Raw genomic sequence first — 15,978 nt, forward strand, 5'->3', positions numbered from 1 at the left:
AGGAGCGCCGGCGTCCCGCCCTCTTCAGCCATCCACACGCCCCCGGTGCTTCCCCGGGCGGTAGACCGAGTTCGTCTCGCAAGCCCGCTGCCGTTCCATCAGGAAGGACTTCTCTGCCGCGACTCCCGTCAGCTCGATCGCCTTGCTGAAGCTCAGGGCGGCTTCCTCCCGCCGGTCCATCCGTTCCTCGAAGTCCCCGATCACCGCGTGGAAGAGATAGTAGGTCTCCAGTTGCTCCGGCTTCGTGATCGACCGCACCGCTTCCATCCCCGCCTTTGCCCCGTGGACGTTCGCCACCGCCACCGCCCGGTTGAGCGCCACCAACGGCGAATCGCTGATCTGCTGCCAGCGGTCGTAGTGATCGAGAATCCGCTGCCAATCGGTCGCCGCGTAGTCCGGGGCCGTGCAATGGCAGGCCGCGATCCCCGCCTGCAGGTGATACTCCGTAAGATCCTCGCCGCGCGTCGACTGTGACAAATGATAAAGCCCCGCCGCGATCAGGGTTGAATCCCAGACCCCGCGGTCCTGATCCATCAGCCGCAGGATGTTCCCTTCCCGGTCCTGCCGTGCCGGAATCCGCGCCGCGTCCAGCAGCATCAGCGAAAGCAGGGCATGCGTTCGCGGATGATCCGCCGCCGGGTGCGCCGCCAGCAGTCCGCCCAGGCGGATCGCCTCGCGGCACAGGTCCTCCTTCACCACCAGTTCCCCGCTCGAGGCCTTGTAGCCTTCGTTGAAAAGCAGGTAGAGCACCTGCAGCACGCCATCGAGCCGCGGCACCAGATCCGCACCCGATGGAATCTCGAAAGCAATGCCCTGGTCCTGGATCCGCTGCTTCGCCCGCGTCAAGCGCTTCGCGACCGCGGCCTCGCTGCTCAAGAACACCGTGGCGATCTCTCCCACGCTGAAGGCACAGAGCGTCTTCAAGGCCAGCACTGTCTGATCTTCCAGCGAGATCGCCGGGTGGCAGCAGGCGAAGATCAGCCGCAGCCGGTCGTCGCGGATCTCGTCGTCGAAGCGCGGTGCCTCGCTCTCGTCCGGCAGCGCCTCCAGCGAGGCCGCGATCTCCGGCTGCTTCTCGATGAAAAGCTTCTCCCGGCGGATCAGGTCCAGCGCGCGGTTCTTCGCCGTCTGCATCAACCACGCCGCCGGGTTCGCCGGCACGCCGTAGTAGGGCCAGGTCTGCAGCGCCCGGATCATCGCCTCCTGCACCACGTCTTCCGCGAGCTGGAGGCGATGGATCCCGAAGATCCCCGTTAGCGTCGAGACCAGCTTCGCGGACTCGTGCCGGAAGAGGTGCTCGGTTAGCTTGGGAACCTCCGGGTTCTGGACGGGTAGCAAGCTCACCGGATCAGGCCATCGCGTGCTCGCTCACATCATCGGCCATCCGCTGCGCCGGGCAGGCCGGTGCCACCGGCCGCACCTCGACCGTCAGGCCGTAGGGCAGGGCAGGACACTCCTTCGCAATCGCCAGCGCCTCTTCCATCGTTTCGACTTTCAGCAGGAAGAACCCGCCGATCGATTCCTTCGCCTCCGCGAATGGCCCGTCGGCCACGCTGCGCGATTTGCCCGACACGACCACGCCCTCGTTCTCCAAGGGATTCGCCGCCGTCAGTTTGCCTTGATCGTTGAGGCCGGAAAACCACGCGCCCCAGTCGCCCATCACCCGTTGGATCTCTTCGGGCGAGAGCTGCATGTGCCAATCCGTGCCGCGGAAGAGCAGCAGGTATCCATTCGATGTCTTGTAGCTGTTCATGGGAAATTCAGGTGAATCGATGCTAGGGCACTCAGTCGCGGAATTGGAAGACGCCTTTCTGGCTTTCCATGTCCAGCGGCACCGAGACGTGCTCGTGCACCACCTTCCACGCGCCCGCCCGCTTCTGGAAGCACACGGTCGCGCGGATCCAGGTTTCCTCCTCCTTGCCCTCGGGATTCGGACCGGTCATGCGATTCAGCGACCGGCAAAAGGCGACCTCGTCGCCGGCCACGATGTCGAGCTCCTTGATCTCGTAATGGATCGGGCCCTGGCAACATTGGAACCACATCTCGTAGTTTTTCCGATAGTCGCCGACGCCCGTGACCTTCGTCGGAGTGAAGAGATCGTAGGCGATCACGTCTTCCGCATAGCAGGCCATCACGGCCTTGGCATCGCGGGCATGCACGGCCTTCAGCCACTGCTGCGTGAGCTCGCGAATCTGGTCTTCATTGGTTTTTTCAAGGGTCTTCATGGGATTGATTTTTGGGGTGATGTTTTTCTGCGAAGCAGCAAGCGGGCGGCAAGGAAGGCCAGCGAGACGATACAGAGGACGATCAAAGTGATCCGCAGTCCCAAAGCCGCCGGCACCGAGAGGCCTAGTCCCGTGGCCGCCGCGACATAGGCCGCCAGGCACACCGGGCACTTCGGCATCAGGATCAGCAGGCTGCCGGGTACCAGCCACGAAGCCGCCTCCGTGCCGCGCCGCTTGACACAGCACGCCTTCACGCGTGGCCCTCCTCGTTGGCTTCCTCGTACTGGTCGTGCAGTTGCACCCAGCTCATCGTGCCCTCTTCGTTCCGGCCCATCGGCGTCAGGTCCATGAACATGAAGGTGCCCAGCACTTCCTCGCCACCCCGCGCGTAGCACGAATAAGTGTGGAAGATCTCGCCGGCCTCGTTCTTGTAAAAGACGCTCATCCCGTGGGATTCGCCGGTATCGGTCTCGGGCGCGTAGTTGTAGAAGGCCTTGCCCTTCGCGACCTGTTCCTCGGTGAAGGAGACATTGAAATCATAGTTGAAGTCGCTGCCGTGGGACGAGACCCAGGGGAACTTCCAGCCCATCCGCGCCTTGAAGGGCGCGAACTCCGTCAGCAACCCACGCGACACCGCCGCGAAGGCCACGTCGCGGTGCTCGAAGTGCTGCCGCGCGCTGTCCACGTGGTCGCAGAGGAAGGAGCACCCCCCGCAGCCTTCCTTCCAGTCCGGTCCGAACATGAAGTGATACACGATCAACTGGCTCCGCCCCCGGAACAGGTCGGACAGCGTCACCTTGCCCTCCGGCCCCTCGAAGACGTAGTTCTTGTCGATCTTCACCCAGGGTAGTTCCCGGCGCTGCGCACAGAGCCGGTCCCGCTCACGGTAGAGTTCCTTCTCCTTCTTCAGCAGCGCCTTGCGCGCTGCCAGCCACTCCTCCCGCGATACCACCGCATGGTCCGTGAGGTCCGGCGGTCCTTCCAAAGTTGCAGATTGCGTGCTCATGGTTGTTTCGTGGTTTCAATGGTACGACGAACGGGGAGGAGCGGCCGGGACACTTTTATTTCACGCGCTTGGATTTCGAGCTCATGATCTGCATCCACTTGCCGTCATCGCCTTGGACGGAGCTGGTGAAGGTCTTCTCGTCCTTGCCGGTCAGCTTCATGACCTCCTTGAATTTGCAGATCTTCCCGTCCTGCATCGGGCAGGGGCCTTCGGCTTCAAGCGTGATCGTGTCGCCCGCGGAATTCACCGTGCCGGTGTAGTTCCACATGATGCTGGTCATCGAGTCGGTCCAAGTGCCGATGTAGGTTTTCTTCGCCGGATCGTAGCCCAGCGTCATGATCCCCGTGAAGGGACTGCCCATCATCTCGCCCTTGTTTTCGACAGTCAGCCAGAAGCCGCCGAGCATCCTGGCGGTCTCGGTCGCCTTGCCTTTGATCGGCTCTTTGTCGGGTATCTGGCATTCCATTTCGGTTTCCCAAGTGCCGGCGAACTTCTCGAGCCAGGCGTGCTCGCTCTGTGGCTTCGGCATTTCTGGCATTTCCTGCGCATGCAGGCCGTGTGACGCCAGCGCCAGGGCGCAGGCGGCAAAAAGAGGGCGGAGGAGTGAGGTGGTTTTCATTTCAATGGTTTGGTTTGCGTTTTTCGAGGGTCCAAGGAGTAGACGAACGGTGGCGCAACTCCGGGACACTTTCCTCTGGAATTTTTCACGCGCCCGCTCCGACGACGATCCTTCCCGCGGTCCGCCCCCTTGCTAGCCCCCTCTGCCCAAGCAAGCCCGATCGCCTCTTCCTCCTCTCCGGGAAACCACAAGCCCCGCGCGCGAGGTCGCCGCCGGCTGCACCACCTTCGCCGCGATCGCCTATATCCTGGTGGTGAATTGCACGATCCCCGCCGTCGCGGAGATCAATCTGAGCCACCGTGAAATCGCGACACCTGCCGGTTCTCGCGATTCTCGGCATGCCACTTGCTCTCAGCATCAGCAGCGGCATGGGTCTTGGCATTTTAGCCGCTGTGGTGATCGCTCCTTTCCATGAAGAAGGCCGTGAGAATCTCACGCTTTTACATAGGGATCGGGTGTGGTTTTGTTATGCATTTAGCGGGGCGATCGCTCTTCCGGCGATTCGGTACGTGATGCTGTAACCCCCTCTTGGGTAGCGAGGTGCGCATGTATTGATGGCGCGCATGGATTGCGATTCCGACCATGCGGAGAACCTCTGGAAAGATTTTGCGAGATGACTAAACGGGGGCGGTCCCTCCCCACGTGGTATACATCGATGCCCCATGGGTTTTGCCCCGGGTTATTCGAAGCGCCCTAACAAGGCACCTGACAGGACCAACCCCGTTATCGAATGAAAATCCCCGAACCCCCGACTAATTGCTGGCGCCTCATTGTCGTCACTGCTGCAGCGGCCTGCATGGCAACGGCGTCCGCCGCCGAAAAGACCTACCGGTACTTCCGCTTCGAAACGATGCGAGTCTGGAACGGCAATCCGAACATGCAAATGGCGGAGTTCACGTTCTCGCACAACGGAACCGTACTGAACTCCAACAACCGCAACGGAAGCGGCGTCGGCGTACTGCCCGTCACCATCACTTCCGGCGATCAGAATCCGACCGAAAACGAAGGCCCGACGAAAGTGGGCGATGGCAATCTCGGCACCAAGTGGTTCAAGGGAACTCCGTTTGGCGAAGGCCAGGCCCTGACCTTCGACTTCGGATCCGCGGTGACCATCGATGCCTACAACTGGGGCTCCGCCAACGATAGCGTCGGCTACTCGCGCAACCCGGTATCGTGGAATTTTGCCGGGAGTGCCGATGGCACGACCTGGGATCTGCTCGATTCCCGGGTCAACTATCCGATCCTGAATCAGAACCTCACTTATCAGGCCGGCTTCAGCATTCCCGCCGAGATTCTTCCCGCGATTCTTTACTTCGACGTGTATAACACGGGGTCCGAAGGGACTGCCGGCATCGTGCTGAATGGAAGTCCCGTCTCCTTCCTATGGGAAACCCAGTATGCCGACGATGTGTCCATCTCGCCCGCACCCGGTGACGTCGAGACCGTGGGTTTCGTCGACGACATCATTCCTCCCGCAAATGCGACCACCACCTACACCATCACGGCGGGACGCACCGGAATCGTGGATACCGCGACCAGTTCGCTGGCCTTCAGGTCCGTCGTCGGCGGGGAGGCGACCTATCGCTATGTCCGCTTCAAGGCGACCAAGTTGCGCAGCGGACTCGCCACCGGTCTGGTCCAGCTCGGAGAGTTCAGTTTCGCCAACGACGCCACGCCGGTCACCGTGTCCGCCGCGGAAAATCCGGGCGGTAATTCCTGGCCCGATGAAACGCAGGCCAATCTGATCGACGGCGACGCGATCGGCAACAAGTGGCTCGATTTCAACAACGCCCCGGTGATCTTCGACTTCGGTTCTTCCAAGACCTTCGACGCCTACTCGTTCTATACGGCGAACGACGGGGCCGACCGCGACCCGATCCAGTGGACGCTGGAAGGAAGCGATGACAAGTTGAGCTGGACCCTGATCGAAAACGTGAACTTCGACCACCCGACGAGCGCCGATCGCTTCCGCTTCTCGCACGATATCCCCCTGCCGGGCGCCTCTCTGTCCCCCTTCGTCAATACCTTCGTCGGCAGCAGTGAGATCTTGGTCGAAGGCCAACCCTTCACGCTCTCTTGGAATGTAGTCGCCGCGGCCTCGGTATCGATCAACCAAGGAGTCGGAGCCGTCTCGGCCACCGACGGATCGGTGCCGGTGACCCCACCCCCCGGCTCGACCACCTACACGCTCACCGCCACGTCGGCCGCTGGCTCGGTTACCACGGATACCTTCACGGTGAATGTGATCTCACCGCCCGCGACGAACACGATCAATTATGCGGATTTCAGCGGGGTCGGTGACGAACTCTCCCTGAAGGGCTCTACGGGGATCTTCGATGGTAACGTGCTTCGCCTCACCGAAGACATCGGCGGGCAAAAGGGCGAAGCGTGGTTCCGCTTCAAGCAACCGGTCAGCACCGGATTCGAGGCCACCTTCAAGATGAGCATGAATCAGGACAGCCCGAACGGCTTCGCTCCTGCCGATGGACTGGCCTTCGTGATCCAGAACAGCGCGGCTGGCACCGATGCCAGTGGCAACGGTGAGGCGGGACTGCCGGTCAACGCGCTCAACATCAAATTCAAGAGCTTCGGCTTCGATGCGGCGAATGCCTCCCAGATCCAGGTGCTCGCGGGAACCAACCCACTCAGAACCGTCTCGGCCTACAATACCCCGGGAGTCGTGCTGAAGGGCCTGCCCGATTTTCCCGGCACGGTCGCAGTCGATGCCTTCCCCTTCACCTTCGGCACCGCCGCCGGTGAAAAGCCTTACGAAGTCCGCATCGTGTATGTTCCAGGATCACCGGGTCATATCGACGTGTATTTCGAAGGGATCGCGGTGATGCAGGATGTGGAAGTCGACCTCGGCGAGATCGGTGCGGTCGATGGCACCGGCCAAGCCTTCGTCGGCTTCACCGCCCGGACCGGTGGTAACGTTCAGAACAGCGACATCATCGATTGGCGCATGAGCTACGGCGACTTTTCGGCGCTGCCGCCCTTCGGCTTGGTAGCGGCAATTGCCCATCCGGTCGCCGGAGCACCGGTCTTCAACCTCGTCTGGAACGCGGAGGAAGACGTCTCTTATACGGTCGAGTCCTCACCCGACCTCAGCCCGGGCATGTGGACCCCGGTGAGTAGCTTCGGTCCGCAGGCCGGTCAGTTCGGCGTGCGGATGCCGGCTACTGAAGGGAAATACTTCTACCGCGTCGTGGAAAACCAGTAAGACATCGTTCGCAAGCTTGTGCCCGGTCGGCGGAGATTCTCCGTCGGCCGGGCTTTCCCTTTGGCTCTCGGTCAAACTCGCTGAAGGTCTCCGCGGAAAAGTTCCGCCTGTTCATCAATGCCCCCTTTTTGCGGCGCAGCCGCTTTGGAGTGCGGCGAGCATCGCCGCTTTCCTGCGCGCTTTCCCCACGGATCGCCATGTCGAATCCATCTCTCCTTGATCCCCCGAAAGCCTTGCCAGATCCGGCGATAGAATGGAACCTCCGCTCCACCTCGGCGAACGCGCCCCCTTTGCAAACGGCCTACTCTTTCGACCCGGTACGACCGCCGACCCCGGGCTTCCGCCCCTGCAACGCGCCGGGATCACTCTTCCGTGTCCCCATCTTTCTTCTTCCTCCCAAGTCGCTTGAAGAACCCCGCGACCGTCGCCTTGAAGCGCAGGAAGTTCTCCTTCCCCATCACCGCCGCCCCCGCAAGCGTTCCCGCTTCCGGTGCGAAGAACAGCACGCTCCACAGCCCCGCCTTGAACCCTGCTGACCACGGCATCCACGCGATCCAAGCGCTCGTGAAGAACAAGAGATTCCCTCCAACCGCCAGCGCGATCCCGATCTTCAGGCGAGTGTTGGCGGTCATCTCAGCTTCCCACCGGATGCCACACTGTCTTCGCCTCGGTGAAGTCACGGATCGCGTAGGGGGATTCGTGCTTCTCGGAAAACCAGTCGGTCTTCGGGTCGTGCAGCTTCACCCGCTTGACGCTGTCCGCCGCGCCGCGTTGCAAGGTCACGGCTTCATCGCCCTGCGCCACCGCGGCGAGGGCGCGCAGGTGCTCGTGGGTGGCGAAGGTGGAGAGCATTTCCTTGCGGTCGCCAGTCAGGAGATTCACGACGCCGCCGGGCAGGTCGCTGGTCGCGAGCATCTCGCCTAACAGGATGGAAGGGTAGGGGGCCTTGCGCGAGACGAGCGCGACCACGGAATTGCCCGCGGTGACCATCGGCAGGATCAGGGTCATCAACGCCAGTAGCGGCGCTTCCTCGGGAGCCAGCACGCCGACGATCCCGACCGGCTCGGTGAGGGTGAAATTGAAGTGCGCCGAGGCCACCGGATTCACGCTGCCGAGCACCTGCTCATACTTGTCCGCCCAACCGGCGTAGTGGACGATGCGGCCGACCGTCGCGGCGACTTCCTTCTCCGCTTGCGCCTTCGCGGTGCCATCGAGCATCAGCGCCTCCGCCATCTCGGCGGCGCGGGCTTCGAGCATCTCCGCGAGGCGATAGAGAATCTGCGCGCGGTTGTAGGGTGTGCGCTTGGCCCATCCCGCGCCCGCCTTGGCCGCGGCCTCCACGGCGTTGCGCAGGTCCTTCTTCGTGCAGCGCGGGAGGTTCGCGTAAAAGGCACCGCTGGCATCCTTCAATTCGAAAACGCGCCCGGACTCGGAACGGATGAATGCACCGCCGACGTAGCACTTGGGTGTCTTGGTGATCTTAAGGCTCATGGAAATGGGGAAAGGAGGCGGCGGTGGCCGTGTCCCCATCTAGCGAATCCGCCCCGCGCTGGCAATGCAGCGCTTTTAGAAGAAGTAGCGCGGCTCTCCAGAACCGCGGATGAGCACACTCGCTCCACAACTCGGGGGAGCCGCGCCACTTCGAAGTCTCCCGTCAGCGCTCCAGCGGCGGTGTCGGGACGGGACCTGCAGCGAGCTTCTTCACCTCCTCCTTCAGCTCCGAGATCTCCTTGCCCTGCTGATCCACGCTGCGCTGCAGGGCCTCGATGGACTGACGCAGCGCCACATCTTCCTGGCCAGCGTAGGGCCGCGCGGCGAGGAGTCGCAACTCATTGCGCAGGCCTTGGACCTCGCGCGAAAGGTCGCGGCTGTCATTGCCGCGGCTGAAGATCATCACGATCAGCGCGATCAGGATAAGCGTGCCGCAGCCCAGCGATGCCTTGTTCTCGGGAACTTGTGCCATAGCGGCCAAGATCCCACATCGTTTCACCTCTCCGCGCTATTCCAATCGGAGTTCACGATTCCAGTCCCACTCCACGTTTGGCCTCCTCATTCCAAGGAAGCATACTCCAACAATCCCTGCTTCCCGCCCTCGCGACCGAAGCCGGATTCCTTATATCCGCCGAAGGGCGAGCTGGGGTCGAACTTGTTATAAGTATTCGACCACACCACCCCCGCCTTCAGCTCGCTGGCCATCTTGAGAATGCGGCTGCCCTTGTCGGTCCACACGCCCGCGCTCAGGCCGAAGGGTGTGTTGTTCGCCTTCTCGATCGCTTCCTCCGGAGTGCGGAAAGTCAGCACCGACAGCACCGGCCCGAAGATCTCCTCACGCGCGATGCGGTGGCTCTGCGTGACGTTCGTGAACAGCGAGGGCGCAAAGTAAAAGCCCTTCGTCGGCAGCTTGCAGGCCGGCTGATGCAGCTCCGCGCCTTCCTTCACCCCGCTTGCCACCAACTCCTTGATCTTGGCCAATTGCTCCGAGGAATTGATCGCGCCGACATCCGTGTTCTTGTCGAGCGGATCGCCCACTCGCAGCACCTGAAGGCGGCGCTTCAGCTTGTCCGTCACCAACTCCGCCACGCTCTCCTGCACCAGCAAGCGCGAACCGGCGCAACAGACGTGGCCCTGATTGAAGAAGATGCCATTGACGATGCCCTCCACCGCTTGGTCCAGAGGCGCGTCCTCGAAGACGATGTTCGCCGCCTTGCCACCGAGTTCCAGTGTCAGCTTCTTGCCGGTGCCCGCCAGTGCCCGCTGGATGATCTTGCCGACCTCGGTCGAGCCGGTGAAAGCGATCTTCGCCGCGCTCGGGTGATTCACTACCGCAGCACCGGTCTCGCCCGCGCCGCTGACGATGTTCACCACGCCCGGCGGCAGGCCCGCGTCCATCAGGATGCTCGCGAACTTCAGCGCGGTGATGGAAGTCGTCTCGGCCGGCTTGATCACCACCGTGTTGCCGGTCGCCAGCGCGGGCGCGATCTTCCACGCCAGCATCAGCAGCGGGAAATTCCAAGGGATCACCTGGCCGACCACGCCCAAGGGCGCGAGCGTCCGGCCCGGGGCGATGTAGGCCAGCTTGTCTGCCCAGCCGGCGTGATAGAAGAAGTGCGCCGCAGCCATCGGCAGGTCGAAGTCGCGCGACTCCTTGATCGGCTTGCCGCCATCAAGGGTCTCCGCCACCGCAAACTCCCGCGCCCGATCCTGCAGCAACCGTGCAATCCGGAAGAGATACTTGCCGCGCTCCTTGCCCGGCAGCTTGCTCCAGGCCGGGAACGCTCTCGCCGCCGCAGCATACGCCGCATCCACATCCGCCGCATTGGCCATCGCGATCTCGCTCAGCTTCTCGCCATTGCGCGGCGCGATCGTGTCGAAATACTTCTTCGACTTCGGCGCGACATACTTGCCATCGATGAAGAGCCCATACCGCGCTTCGATGAACGGCTCTGCCGACTCCGGTGCAGGATCGTATTCCCACAAATCGCCGAACAAGAGTTCGCGGGGACGGGCATTGCGGGAAGGTGTCTTCTTGGCGGCCATGGTGGGGAAGAATGTCGAATGACGAATTTTCGAATGTCGAATGAAGTGTTAGAAAAGAATGGGAAAGCCCCTCTTCCCGCGGCACGCGACAAGACATTCGGCATTCGGGAATTCTGAATTCGTCATTTTCTCAGTGGCCCGTGCTATCGTCGCTAAAAGTCCACGGCGCCTGATAGGCCCCGGTCCGCTGCGTCTCCAGTTGCCTCAGTAAATCATTTAGCAGCGAGGAGGCACCGAAGCGGTAGCGGCGGTTGTTGAGCCACGCATCGCCCAGCGTCTCCTTCACCGCGATCAGGAATTGCAGCGCCTGCTTGGCGGTGCGGATCCCGCCGGCGGGCTTCATCGCGATCTCGGTGCCGGTCGCCAGGTAGAAGTCGCGGATCGCCTCGATCATCACCTGGTTGTTGCCCAGTGTCGCATTCGCGGAAGTCTTGCCGGTGCTGGTCTTAATGAAATCGCCGGGGCGCAGCACGCGCATCGCCAGGAAGGACGCCGCGCGGATGTGATCGTAGGTCTCCAACTCGCTGGTCTCCAGGATCACCTTCAGCGTCGCCTCGCCGCAGGCCTCGACGACTTGCACGATCTCGTCCTGCACCACCCCGAGTTCGCCTTCGAGAAAGGCCCCGCGGTTGATCACCATGTCAATCTCGTCGGCACCATCGGCCACCGCCTGGCGGACCTCGGCGAGGCGCGTCTTGAGCGGTGCCTGGCCGGAAGGGAAAGCGGTAGCGACGCTCGCAATCTTCACGCCGGTTCCTTTCACATGCTTCGCCGCATGCTTCACCATCGCCGGATACACGCAGACCGCCGCCACCCGCGGCACATCGCCCTCATGCGGCGACAGCGCCTTCCGGCACAGCGAGGCGACCTTGCCCGGCGTGTCCTTGCCCTCGAGCGTCGTCAGATCGACCATCGAGGCGGCCAGCTTCAAGCCGAAAACCTTCGAGCCCTTCTTGATGCTGCGCGTCGTGTATTTCGCCACCCGCTCCTCGATGCCCACGGCATCGACGGGACCGATCTCATCCAACAAGCGACGCAAGGCCGGGCGGGTCATCCCGGCTAGCTTGCGGATTTGCACCGCTTTCGCAAGGAAGGAGCGAGGGTTTCCCGTGCTTCACCGTGTTAGCGAAGCCGAAACAGCCTCCTCTCCCCCTCACGGATTCGTGAAGCGGTAGAAGTATTTGTCGGGGGCGCCCGCGGCCTGGTGGATGAACTGCATCACCGACCCGGTTCCCGCCGGCGTGGTGCCGATCGGGTTGAGATTGCCCAGGCCCGTACCCGCTTCGACAGTGAATGTCACCCCGGAGATAGACTGGTAACTGATCGTCACTGCCTTCGTGATCGGATCGCGAGAAATGCCGGTGATTGCGGGAAGCACGTTGGGTTGGGCCGAACCAAGGGCAATCTGGAACAACCCCGAGTAATCTACGACAATCCATACCGTGTTCGCGGCGGCATCGACTCCGTAAGCACCCAGATCCGCCGCATTCAAAGACCCTCCTCCGAGGGTGGCCAGATAGGACAGATAAGAGCCCGCGTAGGGCTTCGCGCCCGTGACGGGCGTACCGCCATTGCCATTCAAGGAAATCGCAGGCACCCAGGATCCCCCGCTAAGAGCTTTCACCCGCAGGTCGGCCTCGGCATAGCCGGAGGGAAGCTCGCCGAAGGAAAGCTCCAGAACGTAAATCGGAGACGCCACCCCGAAGTTCACCGTCACCGCACTGCCCGTGGACGTGGGAAGCGGCTGGGGCGGATCCGGCTCGAAGGCCAACTCGATCTCTTGATCCTCTTCCGAGGTCCCGCCGATCAACGCGGCTCCGCTCTCGCTTCCCGCGATCTGAATTTCCGCCGCACCCAGGTCCTGGCCATTCGTCACAGTCTGGGTCGCAGTATTGGCTGAACCCACCGTGTAAGAGAGATCCCAGACGAGATCCTCCACCGGTTCCGCACTGTTCAGGTAGTCTTCCGTAGAGGTCATCTTCAGCTTCAGGCGGAGCTGGGTGGTATAAGTTCCCGCCGGGGCACCGCCGGGGAATCTCACGGTGCCGCTCAATTGGCCGCCCGGGTCGAGTCGCGAACCCACCTTGATATTCGAAAGGCTGAAGCGCGGATTCCCGATCTGGATCGCCGTCACCTCCACCGATGCCCTCAGCGCCCCGGGATGCCCGGCGGCCTCCTCGTTGGACAGGCTGACCTGATCGTTGCGCGTCAGAGGTGTCCCGGCATTCGAACTCAGCGCGGGCGGATCGTAGAGCCGGAACTCGACGTGCACCGCATTGTCCGGATCTCCGCTGTCACCATCGTTGGTTACGGTGTATTCCCCCGCGAAAAGCCCGGAAGCCTCGCTGTCGGTGTCCACCTCCCAACGGAAAGCCTCATGGTAAGTCTCCTCCGGCTCGATCGAAACACCGGAGGCCATCATTACTCCGGAAATTCCCGGGGTTTCCGCATTCCAGGAAACCGAGAAAGTCGCGGGACCATCGCTCCCGTTGTAGACCGCATCGGTGAAACCGAAGAGGCCCACACCCTTCAGCGAATTCGTGCTGTAGCCATACGCCAGGCTGCCATCGTTGTAGACCGGATAGACCTCGGCCAGTTCGCTGAAATCCCGGTGGGTGATGGTCAGGTTGTCGATCGCGAACTCGCCGGTAATGCCCGGCGGACTGCCGTTGACGAGATTGCTGATCTGGATTCGGTAAATGTTGGAGACCTCGCTCGCCGCCAGCACCACACGCCCGGCGTGGCCTACGCCCCCGCTGATTAAGGAATGATCGAAAGTCTCATCCAGCGAGGCATACACGTATTCCGTGTAGCCATCGTAGTCGGTAATCTCGACCTCGAGCACCGACAGATCCGCTTCCGCGTCCGTAGAGGCCCAGGCGACGTCAAAGGCCACTTGGGTCACTTTCTCTACCAGATTGCCCTCGCCGTTCTCCGCGAAGAAGCCGTCAAAATAGATCTCCAGGTAGGGATCGCCCAGCGGTTCGCCGGAGCGCGGGTTGGCCCACATCGCCTTGCCGCTGATCCCCGGCGCGACTCCCGACGCCAGATAGTTGCCATCGACGAAGAGGGTGTTGTTCAGATTGTTCCGGATCGAAAGATCCCCGGCCCACTCGCCGTTCGTCAGGAAATCGGTGTCCAGAATTTGGGCGGGCCACTGGACATCGGTGGGAATTCCGACAGTCGGAGGTCCATTGAAGTCATGCGTGGTGACTTCGGCACCGGCCTGACTCATCAGGACAAGCGCCGCCATCAAGGGAGCAAACAGATTTCTCATGAGGGAGGAGAAGGGGAGATTGAGGTGGGAAGTTGAAGATCTCCCTAACCGATGACAAGGAACGAATCCATCTCAGGTGATTTGATGCGATCTGCAACGATCCTTGGTCCCGACGGAGCTGCTATCTAACAACTCCAAGGGGGGAGGCGGCCGCTCTCCTGTAAGCCGGATTCTGTCCCCTCCGCCTTTGCGAAGTTGGGCGATCATTTCTCTCCCCGCTTGCGCGGGGGCCCGCTTGCGCGGACTGCGACTAATACCCGGAGATACGACGGGCGGGCAGCCCTTCCCCTGTTCTGTCTTGCACCACGCGAGGTTTGCCGTGCCGCGCCGGTTACCCGGACACGCGGTGGGCTCTTACCCCACCCTTTCACCCTTACCTGATCCCTTGCGGGCCATCGGCGGTATGCTCTCTGCTGCACTGTCTGTCCGGCAGCCTTGACGCTGCCGTCCCCCTTTTTCAAGAGGCACGTTGCCCTGCGGTGTCCGGACTTTCCTCAGCCTTGCAAGCAAGACTGCGATCACCCGGAGAGCGGCGCGGCCAGCCTGTGGCGGAAAGTTCCAAGTGAAAAGGACCAAGTGCCAAGAAAGTCCCGCTTCAGGCCTTCGCCTTCTCCCGCTTCGGCAATTTCCCCAGGAACAAGCAGCGCAGCACGCCATTCCGGCGCACCGCATACTCGTAGATCAGCATCGTCACCGCCGTCGTCCCCAAGGTCACCAGGAAGGAAAGCGTGAAATCATCGCCGATGAAATTCCGCAGCCAGGACGCACACAGGTAGATCACCAGGTAGTGGAACAGATAGACGCAGAACGCCGACTCCACGATGAAGTGCATCACCTTGCCCGGATCCTTGCTGAAGTGCTCGAAGAGCCCGAAGATCACCAGGCAGACCATCACGAAGAAGTAACCCTGCGCGCCCAGCAGCAGGCCCGGAGCCAGTGCCGCCGGCAGCGTGCCTTGCAGGCCGGTCACCGCGAAAAGCATCACGCCGCTCGCCACCAGCTGCACCCAATGCATCGGCGAAAGCCACATCGTGCGCCCGGTCCCGGAACAGAAGCGCCTGAAGAACGTGAACAGCACCGCCACGGCAATCACCGCCAGATAGGCCTCGGCCGCCAGATTGACGAGCTCGGCCATCTTCTTGGCGATGGAATGCGATCCCTCGGCGAAGCCGCTCTTCCACAGCCGCGCCGCCCACAGCAGGCCGCAGCTCACGAACAACTGGATCCAGTGGCAGCGGGTGAAAATCCCCAGCACCCGCGGCGAGGCATACATCGCCATGCCCAGTGCGAAGAAGCCGAAGTAATAGCCCACCATCCGCAGCAGATAGTGGAAGGATTCGTGCGTGTAAGGCTTCACCGCTGCCTCGTAGCCGATCCGGGCCGCGACCACGCAGCCGATCGCTACCAGAGCGACCAGGAATAGCAGCACCTCGTCCGGCAGGCGGGCGAGCCGCGGCCGGGACCAGGCAAGCGCCCGGTCGATCGCCGTCATGATCGGCCCGGACATGGAGGCCAAAGTCAGCAGCACCACCAGGAACCAGATGTGAAGGTGCCAGCCCCAGGTAATGTCCGCGTGATAAAGCTCCGGCGGGATCTGGCCCGTGAAGAAGTCCTTGAGACCCGGCACGGCGGCTCCTCCCTTGTACTTCAGGATCAGCCAGTTCGTGAAGGGGTTCAAAAGCGCCACCACCGACAGCAAGGGCAGCCCCACCGCCACCGTGCGCTTGCGCATGATCGTGCCTGCCCCGTACCGCTTCACCAGCATGTAGGTCAGGAAGCCGGAGATCATGAAGAACGCTTCCATCCGCACGCAGTTGGAAATGTCCGAGACCAGCTTGAAGAACTTCGAGTGGCTGACGACGCAGGCATGCACCGGGATGCCCCAGAGGATCATGAGCCCCTTCATGGCATCGAGATACACATAGCGCTCCTTGGCTTTGGCCGGCGGCTTCTCCTTGGAAGCCGGCGCGACCGCTGCGACCGCTGGCGTCGGCCCTGGCGCATAGGAGATGTCCGCGCCGCCGTGGGATGGCGCATCGCCGGCTAGCAGCGCGTTGGAAGGAGGAGTCATGGGTGGGGGTGAAGCGGGAGGTA

Annotated in this window: 15 protein-coding genes and 1 other RNA gene; 2 read left to right on the forward strand and 14 right to left on the reverse strand. The window is 62.2% G+C overall.

Translation table 11 applies throughout. From position 1 onward, the window contains the following. Positions 1-24: 24 nt before the first annotated feature. From ABWK72_RS20595 to ABWK72_RS20620, 6 genes are read right to left on the reverse strand one after another with little or no spacing between them, the layout of a single operon-like run. Positions 25-1,344, reverse strand: coding sequence for an RNA polymerase sigma factor (locus ABWK72_RS20595; RefSeq protein ID WP_367871461.1), 1,320 nt, complete (start codon positions 1,342-1,344; stop codon positions 25-27). 4 nt (positions 1,345-1,348) lie between these two features. Beyond that, a complete protein-coding gene (locus ABWK72_RS20600; RefSeq protein WP_367871462.1) occupies positions 1,349-1,753 on the reverse strand; it encodes a YciI family protein in 405 nt (134 codons plus the stop codon). Positions 1,754-1,784: 31 nt separating this feature from the next. After that, the gene (locus ABWK72_RS20605) at positions 1,785-2,225 is read right to left on the reverse strand and encodes an SgcJ/EcaC family oxidoreductase (RefSeq protein WP_367871463.1); all 441 of its coding nucleotides are present in this window, start codon (positions 2,223-2,225) and stop codon (positions 1,785-1,787) included. Further along, positions 2,222-2,479, reverse strand: coding sequence for a hypothetical protein (locus ABWK72_RS20610; protein ID WP_367871464.1), 258 nt, complete (start codon positions 2,477-2,479; stop codon positions 2,222-2,224). Before ABWK72_RS20610 ends, ABWK72_RS20605 begins: the two co-directional genes overlap by 4 nt. After that, positions 2,476-3,231, reverse strand: coding sequence for a DUF899 domain-containing protein (locus ABWK72_RS20615; protein ID WP_367871465.1), 756 nt, complete (start codon positions 3,229-3,231; stop codon positions 2,476-2,478). Before ABWK72_RS20615 ends, ABWK72_RS20610 begins: the two co-directional genes overlap by 4 nt. Before the next feature lie 55 nt (positions 3,232-3,286). Next, positions 3,287-3,850 carry a DUF1579 domain-containing protein gene (locus tag ABWK72_RS20620; RefSeq protein WP_367871466.1) on the reverse strand — a complete coding sequence of 188 codons (564 nt, stop codon included), beginning with the start codon at positions 3,848-3,850 and terminating at the stop codon, positions 3,287-3,289. Between the two features lie 299 nt (positions 3,851-4,149). On the opposite strand from ABWK72_RS20620, the gene ABWK72_RS20625 reads away from it, so the two are divergent. Both ABWK72_RS20625 and ABWK72_RS20630 read left to right on the forward strand, forming a co-directional pair. Next, positions 4,150-4,371, forward strand: coding sequence for a hypothetical protein (locus ABWK72_RS20625; protein WP_367871467.1), 222 nt, complete (start codon positions 4,150-4,152; stop codon positions 4,369-4,371). A 275-nt stretch (positions 4,372-4,646) separates the two neighbouring features. Then, complete coding sequence (locus ABWK72_RS20630; protein WP_367871468.1) at positions 4,647-7,070, forward strand: hypothetical protein; 2,424 nt, start codon at positions 4,647-4,649, stop codon at positions 7,068-7,070. Between the two features lie 362 nt (positions 7,071-7,432). On the opposite strand, the gene ABWK72_RS20635 is transcribed toward ABWK72_RS20630, so the two are convergent. From ABWK72_RS20635 to ABWK72_RS20670, 8 genes are all read right to left on the reverse strand, one after another. Beyond that, positions 7,433-7,702, reverse strand: a complete 270-nt coding sequence (locus tag ABWK72_RS20635; RefSeq protein WP_367871469.1) for a hypothetical protein — start codon at positions 7,700-7,702, stop codon at positions 7,433-7,435. A gap of 1 nt (position 7,703) precedes the next feature. Then, positions 7,704-8,561 carry an aldehyde dehydrogenase family protein gene (locus ABWK72_RS20640; protein WP_367871470.1) on the reverse strand — a complete coding sequence of 286 codons (858 nt, stop codon included), beginning with the start codon at positions 8,559-8,561 and terminating at the stop codon, positions 7,704-7,706. Between the two features lie 163 nt (positions 8,562-8,724). Further along, on the reverse strand, positions 8,725-9,033 hold the full coding sequence (locus tag ABWK72_RS20645; RefSeq protein WP_367871471.1) for a hypothetical protein: 309 nt from the start codon (positions 9,031-9,033) through the stop codon (positions 8,725-8,727). A gap of 86 nt (positions 9,034-9,119) precedes the next feature. Next, a complete protein-coding gene (locus tag ABWK72_RS20650) occupies positions 9,120-10,547 on the reverse strand; it encodes an aldehyde dehydrogenase family protein (RefSeq protein WP_367875362.1) in 1,428 nt (475 codons plus the stop codon). 190 nt (positions 10,548-10,737) lie between these two features. Continuing rightward, complete coding sequence (gene deoC, locus ABWK72_RS20655) at positions 10,738-11,661, reverse strand: deoxyribose-phosphate aldolase (protein ID WP_367871472.1); 924 nt, start codon at positions 11,659-11,661, stop codon at positions 10,738-10,740. A 99-nt stretch (positions 11,662-11,760) separates the two neighbouring features. Then, positions 11,761-13,884, reverse strand: coding sequence for a hypothetical protein (locus ABWK72_RS20660; RefSeq protein ID WP_367871473.1), 2,124 nt, complete (start codon positions 13,882-13,884; stop codon positions 11,761-11,763). Positions 13,885-14,029: 145 nt separating this feature from the next. Further along, positions 14,030-14,418, reverse strand: an RNA gene (gene rnpB, locus ABWK72_RS20665) — RNase P RNA component class A. Between the two features lie 61 nt (positions 14,419-14,479). Continuing rightward, the gene (locus ABWK72_RS20670; protein ID WP_367871474.1) at positions 14,480-15,955 is read right to left on the reverse strand and encodes an acyltransferase family protein; all 1,476 of its coding nucleotides are present in this window, start codon (positions 15,953-15,955) and stop codon (positions 14,480-14,482) included. Between the last annotated feature and the right edge of the window lie 23 nt (positions 15,956-15,978).

This window comes from Luteolibacter sp. Populi, assembly GCF_040801775.1.
GTDB lineage: Bacteria > Verrucomicrobiota > Verrucomicrobiia > Verrucomicrobiales > Akkermansiaceae > Haloferula.

Bases quoted from the DNA above. Each gene is read 5' to 3' on its own strand.
- ABWK72_RS20600 (WP_367871462.1), bottom strand. From the start codon at position 1,753: ATGAACAGCTACAAGACATCGAATGGATACCTGCTGCTCTTCCGCGGC.
- ABWK72_RS20605 (WP_367871463.1), bottom strand. From the start codon at position 2,225: ATGAAGACCCTTGAAAAAACCAATGAAGACCAGATTCGCGAGCTCACG.
- ABWK72_RS20615 (WP_367871465.1), bottom strand. From the start codon at position 3,231: ATGAGCACGCAATCTGCAACTTTGGAAGGACCGCCGGACCTCACGGAC.
- ABWK72_RS20620 (WP_367871466.1), bottom strand. From the start codon at position 3,850: ATGAAAACCACCTCACTCCTCCGCCCTCTTTTTGCCGCCTGCGCCCTG.
- ABWK72_RS20630 (WP_367871468.1), top strand. From the start codon at position 4,647: ATGGCAACGGCGTCCGCCGCCGAAAAGACCTACCGGTACTTCCGCTTC.
- ABWK72_RS20635 (WP_367871469.1), bottom strand. From the start codon at position 7,702: ATGACCGCCAACACTCGCCTGAAGATCGGGATCGCGCTGGCGGTTGGA.
- ABWK72_RS20640 (WP_367871470.1), bottom strand. From the start codon at position 8,561: ATGAGCCTTAAGATCACCAAGACACCCAAGTGCTACGTCGGCGGTGCA.
- ABWK72_RS20645 (WP_367871471.1), bottom strand. From the start codon at position 9,033: ATGGCACAAGTTCCCGAGAACAAGGCATCGCTGGGCTGCGGCACGCTT.
- deoC (WP_367871472.1), bottom strand. From the start codon at position 11,661: ATGACCCGCCCGGCCTTGCGTCGCTTGTTGGATGAGATCGGTCCCGTC.
- ABWK72_RS20660 (WP_367871473.1), bottom strand. From the start codon at position 13,884: ATGAGAAATCTGTTTGCTCCCTTGATGGCGGCGCTTGTCCTGATGAGT.
- ABWK72_RS20670 (WP_367871474.1), bottom strand. From the start codon at position 15,955: ATGACTCCTCCTTCCAACGCGCTGCTAGCCGGCGATGCGCCATCCCAC.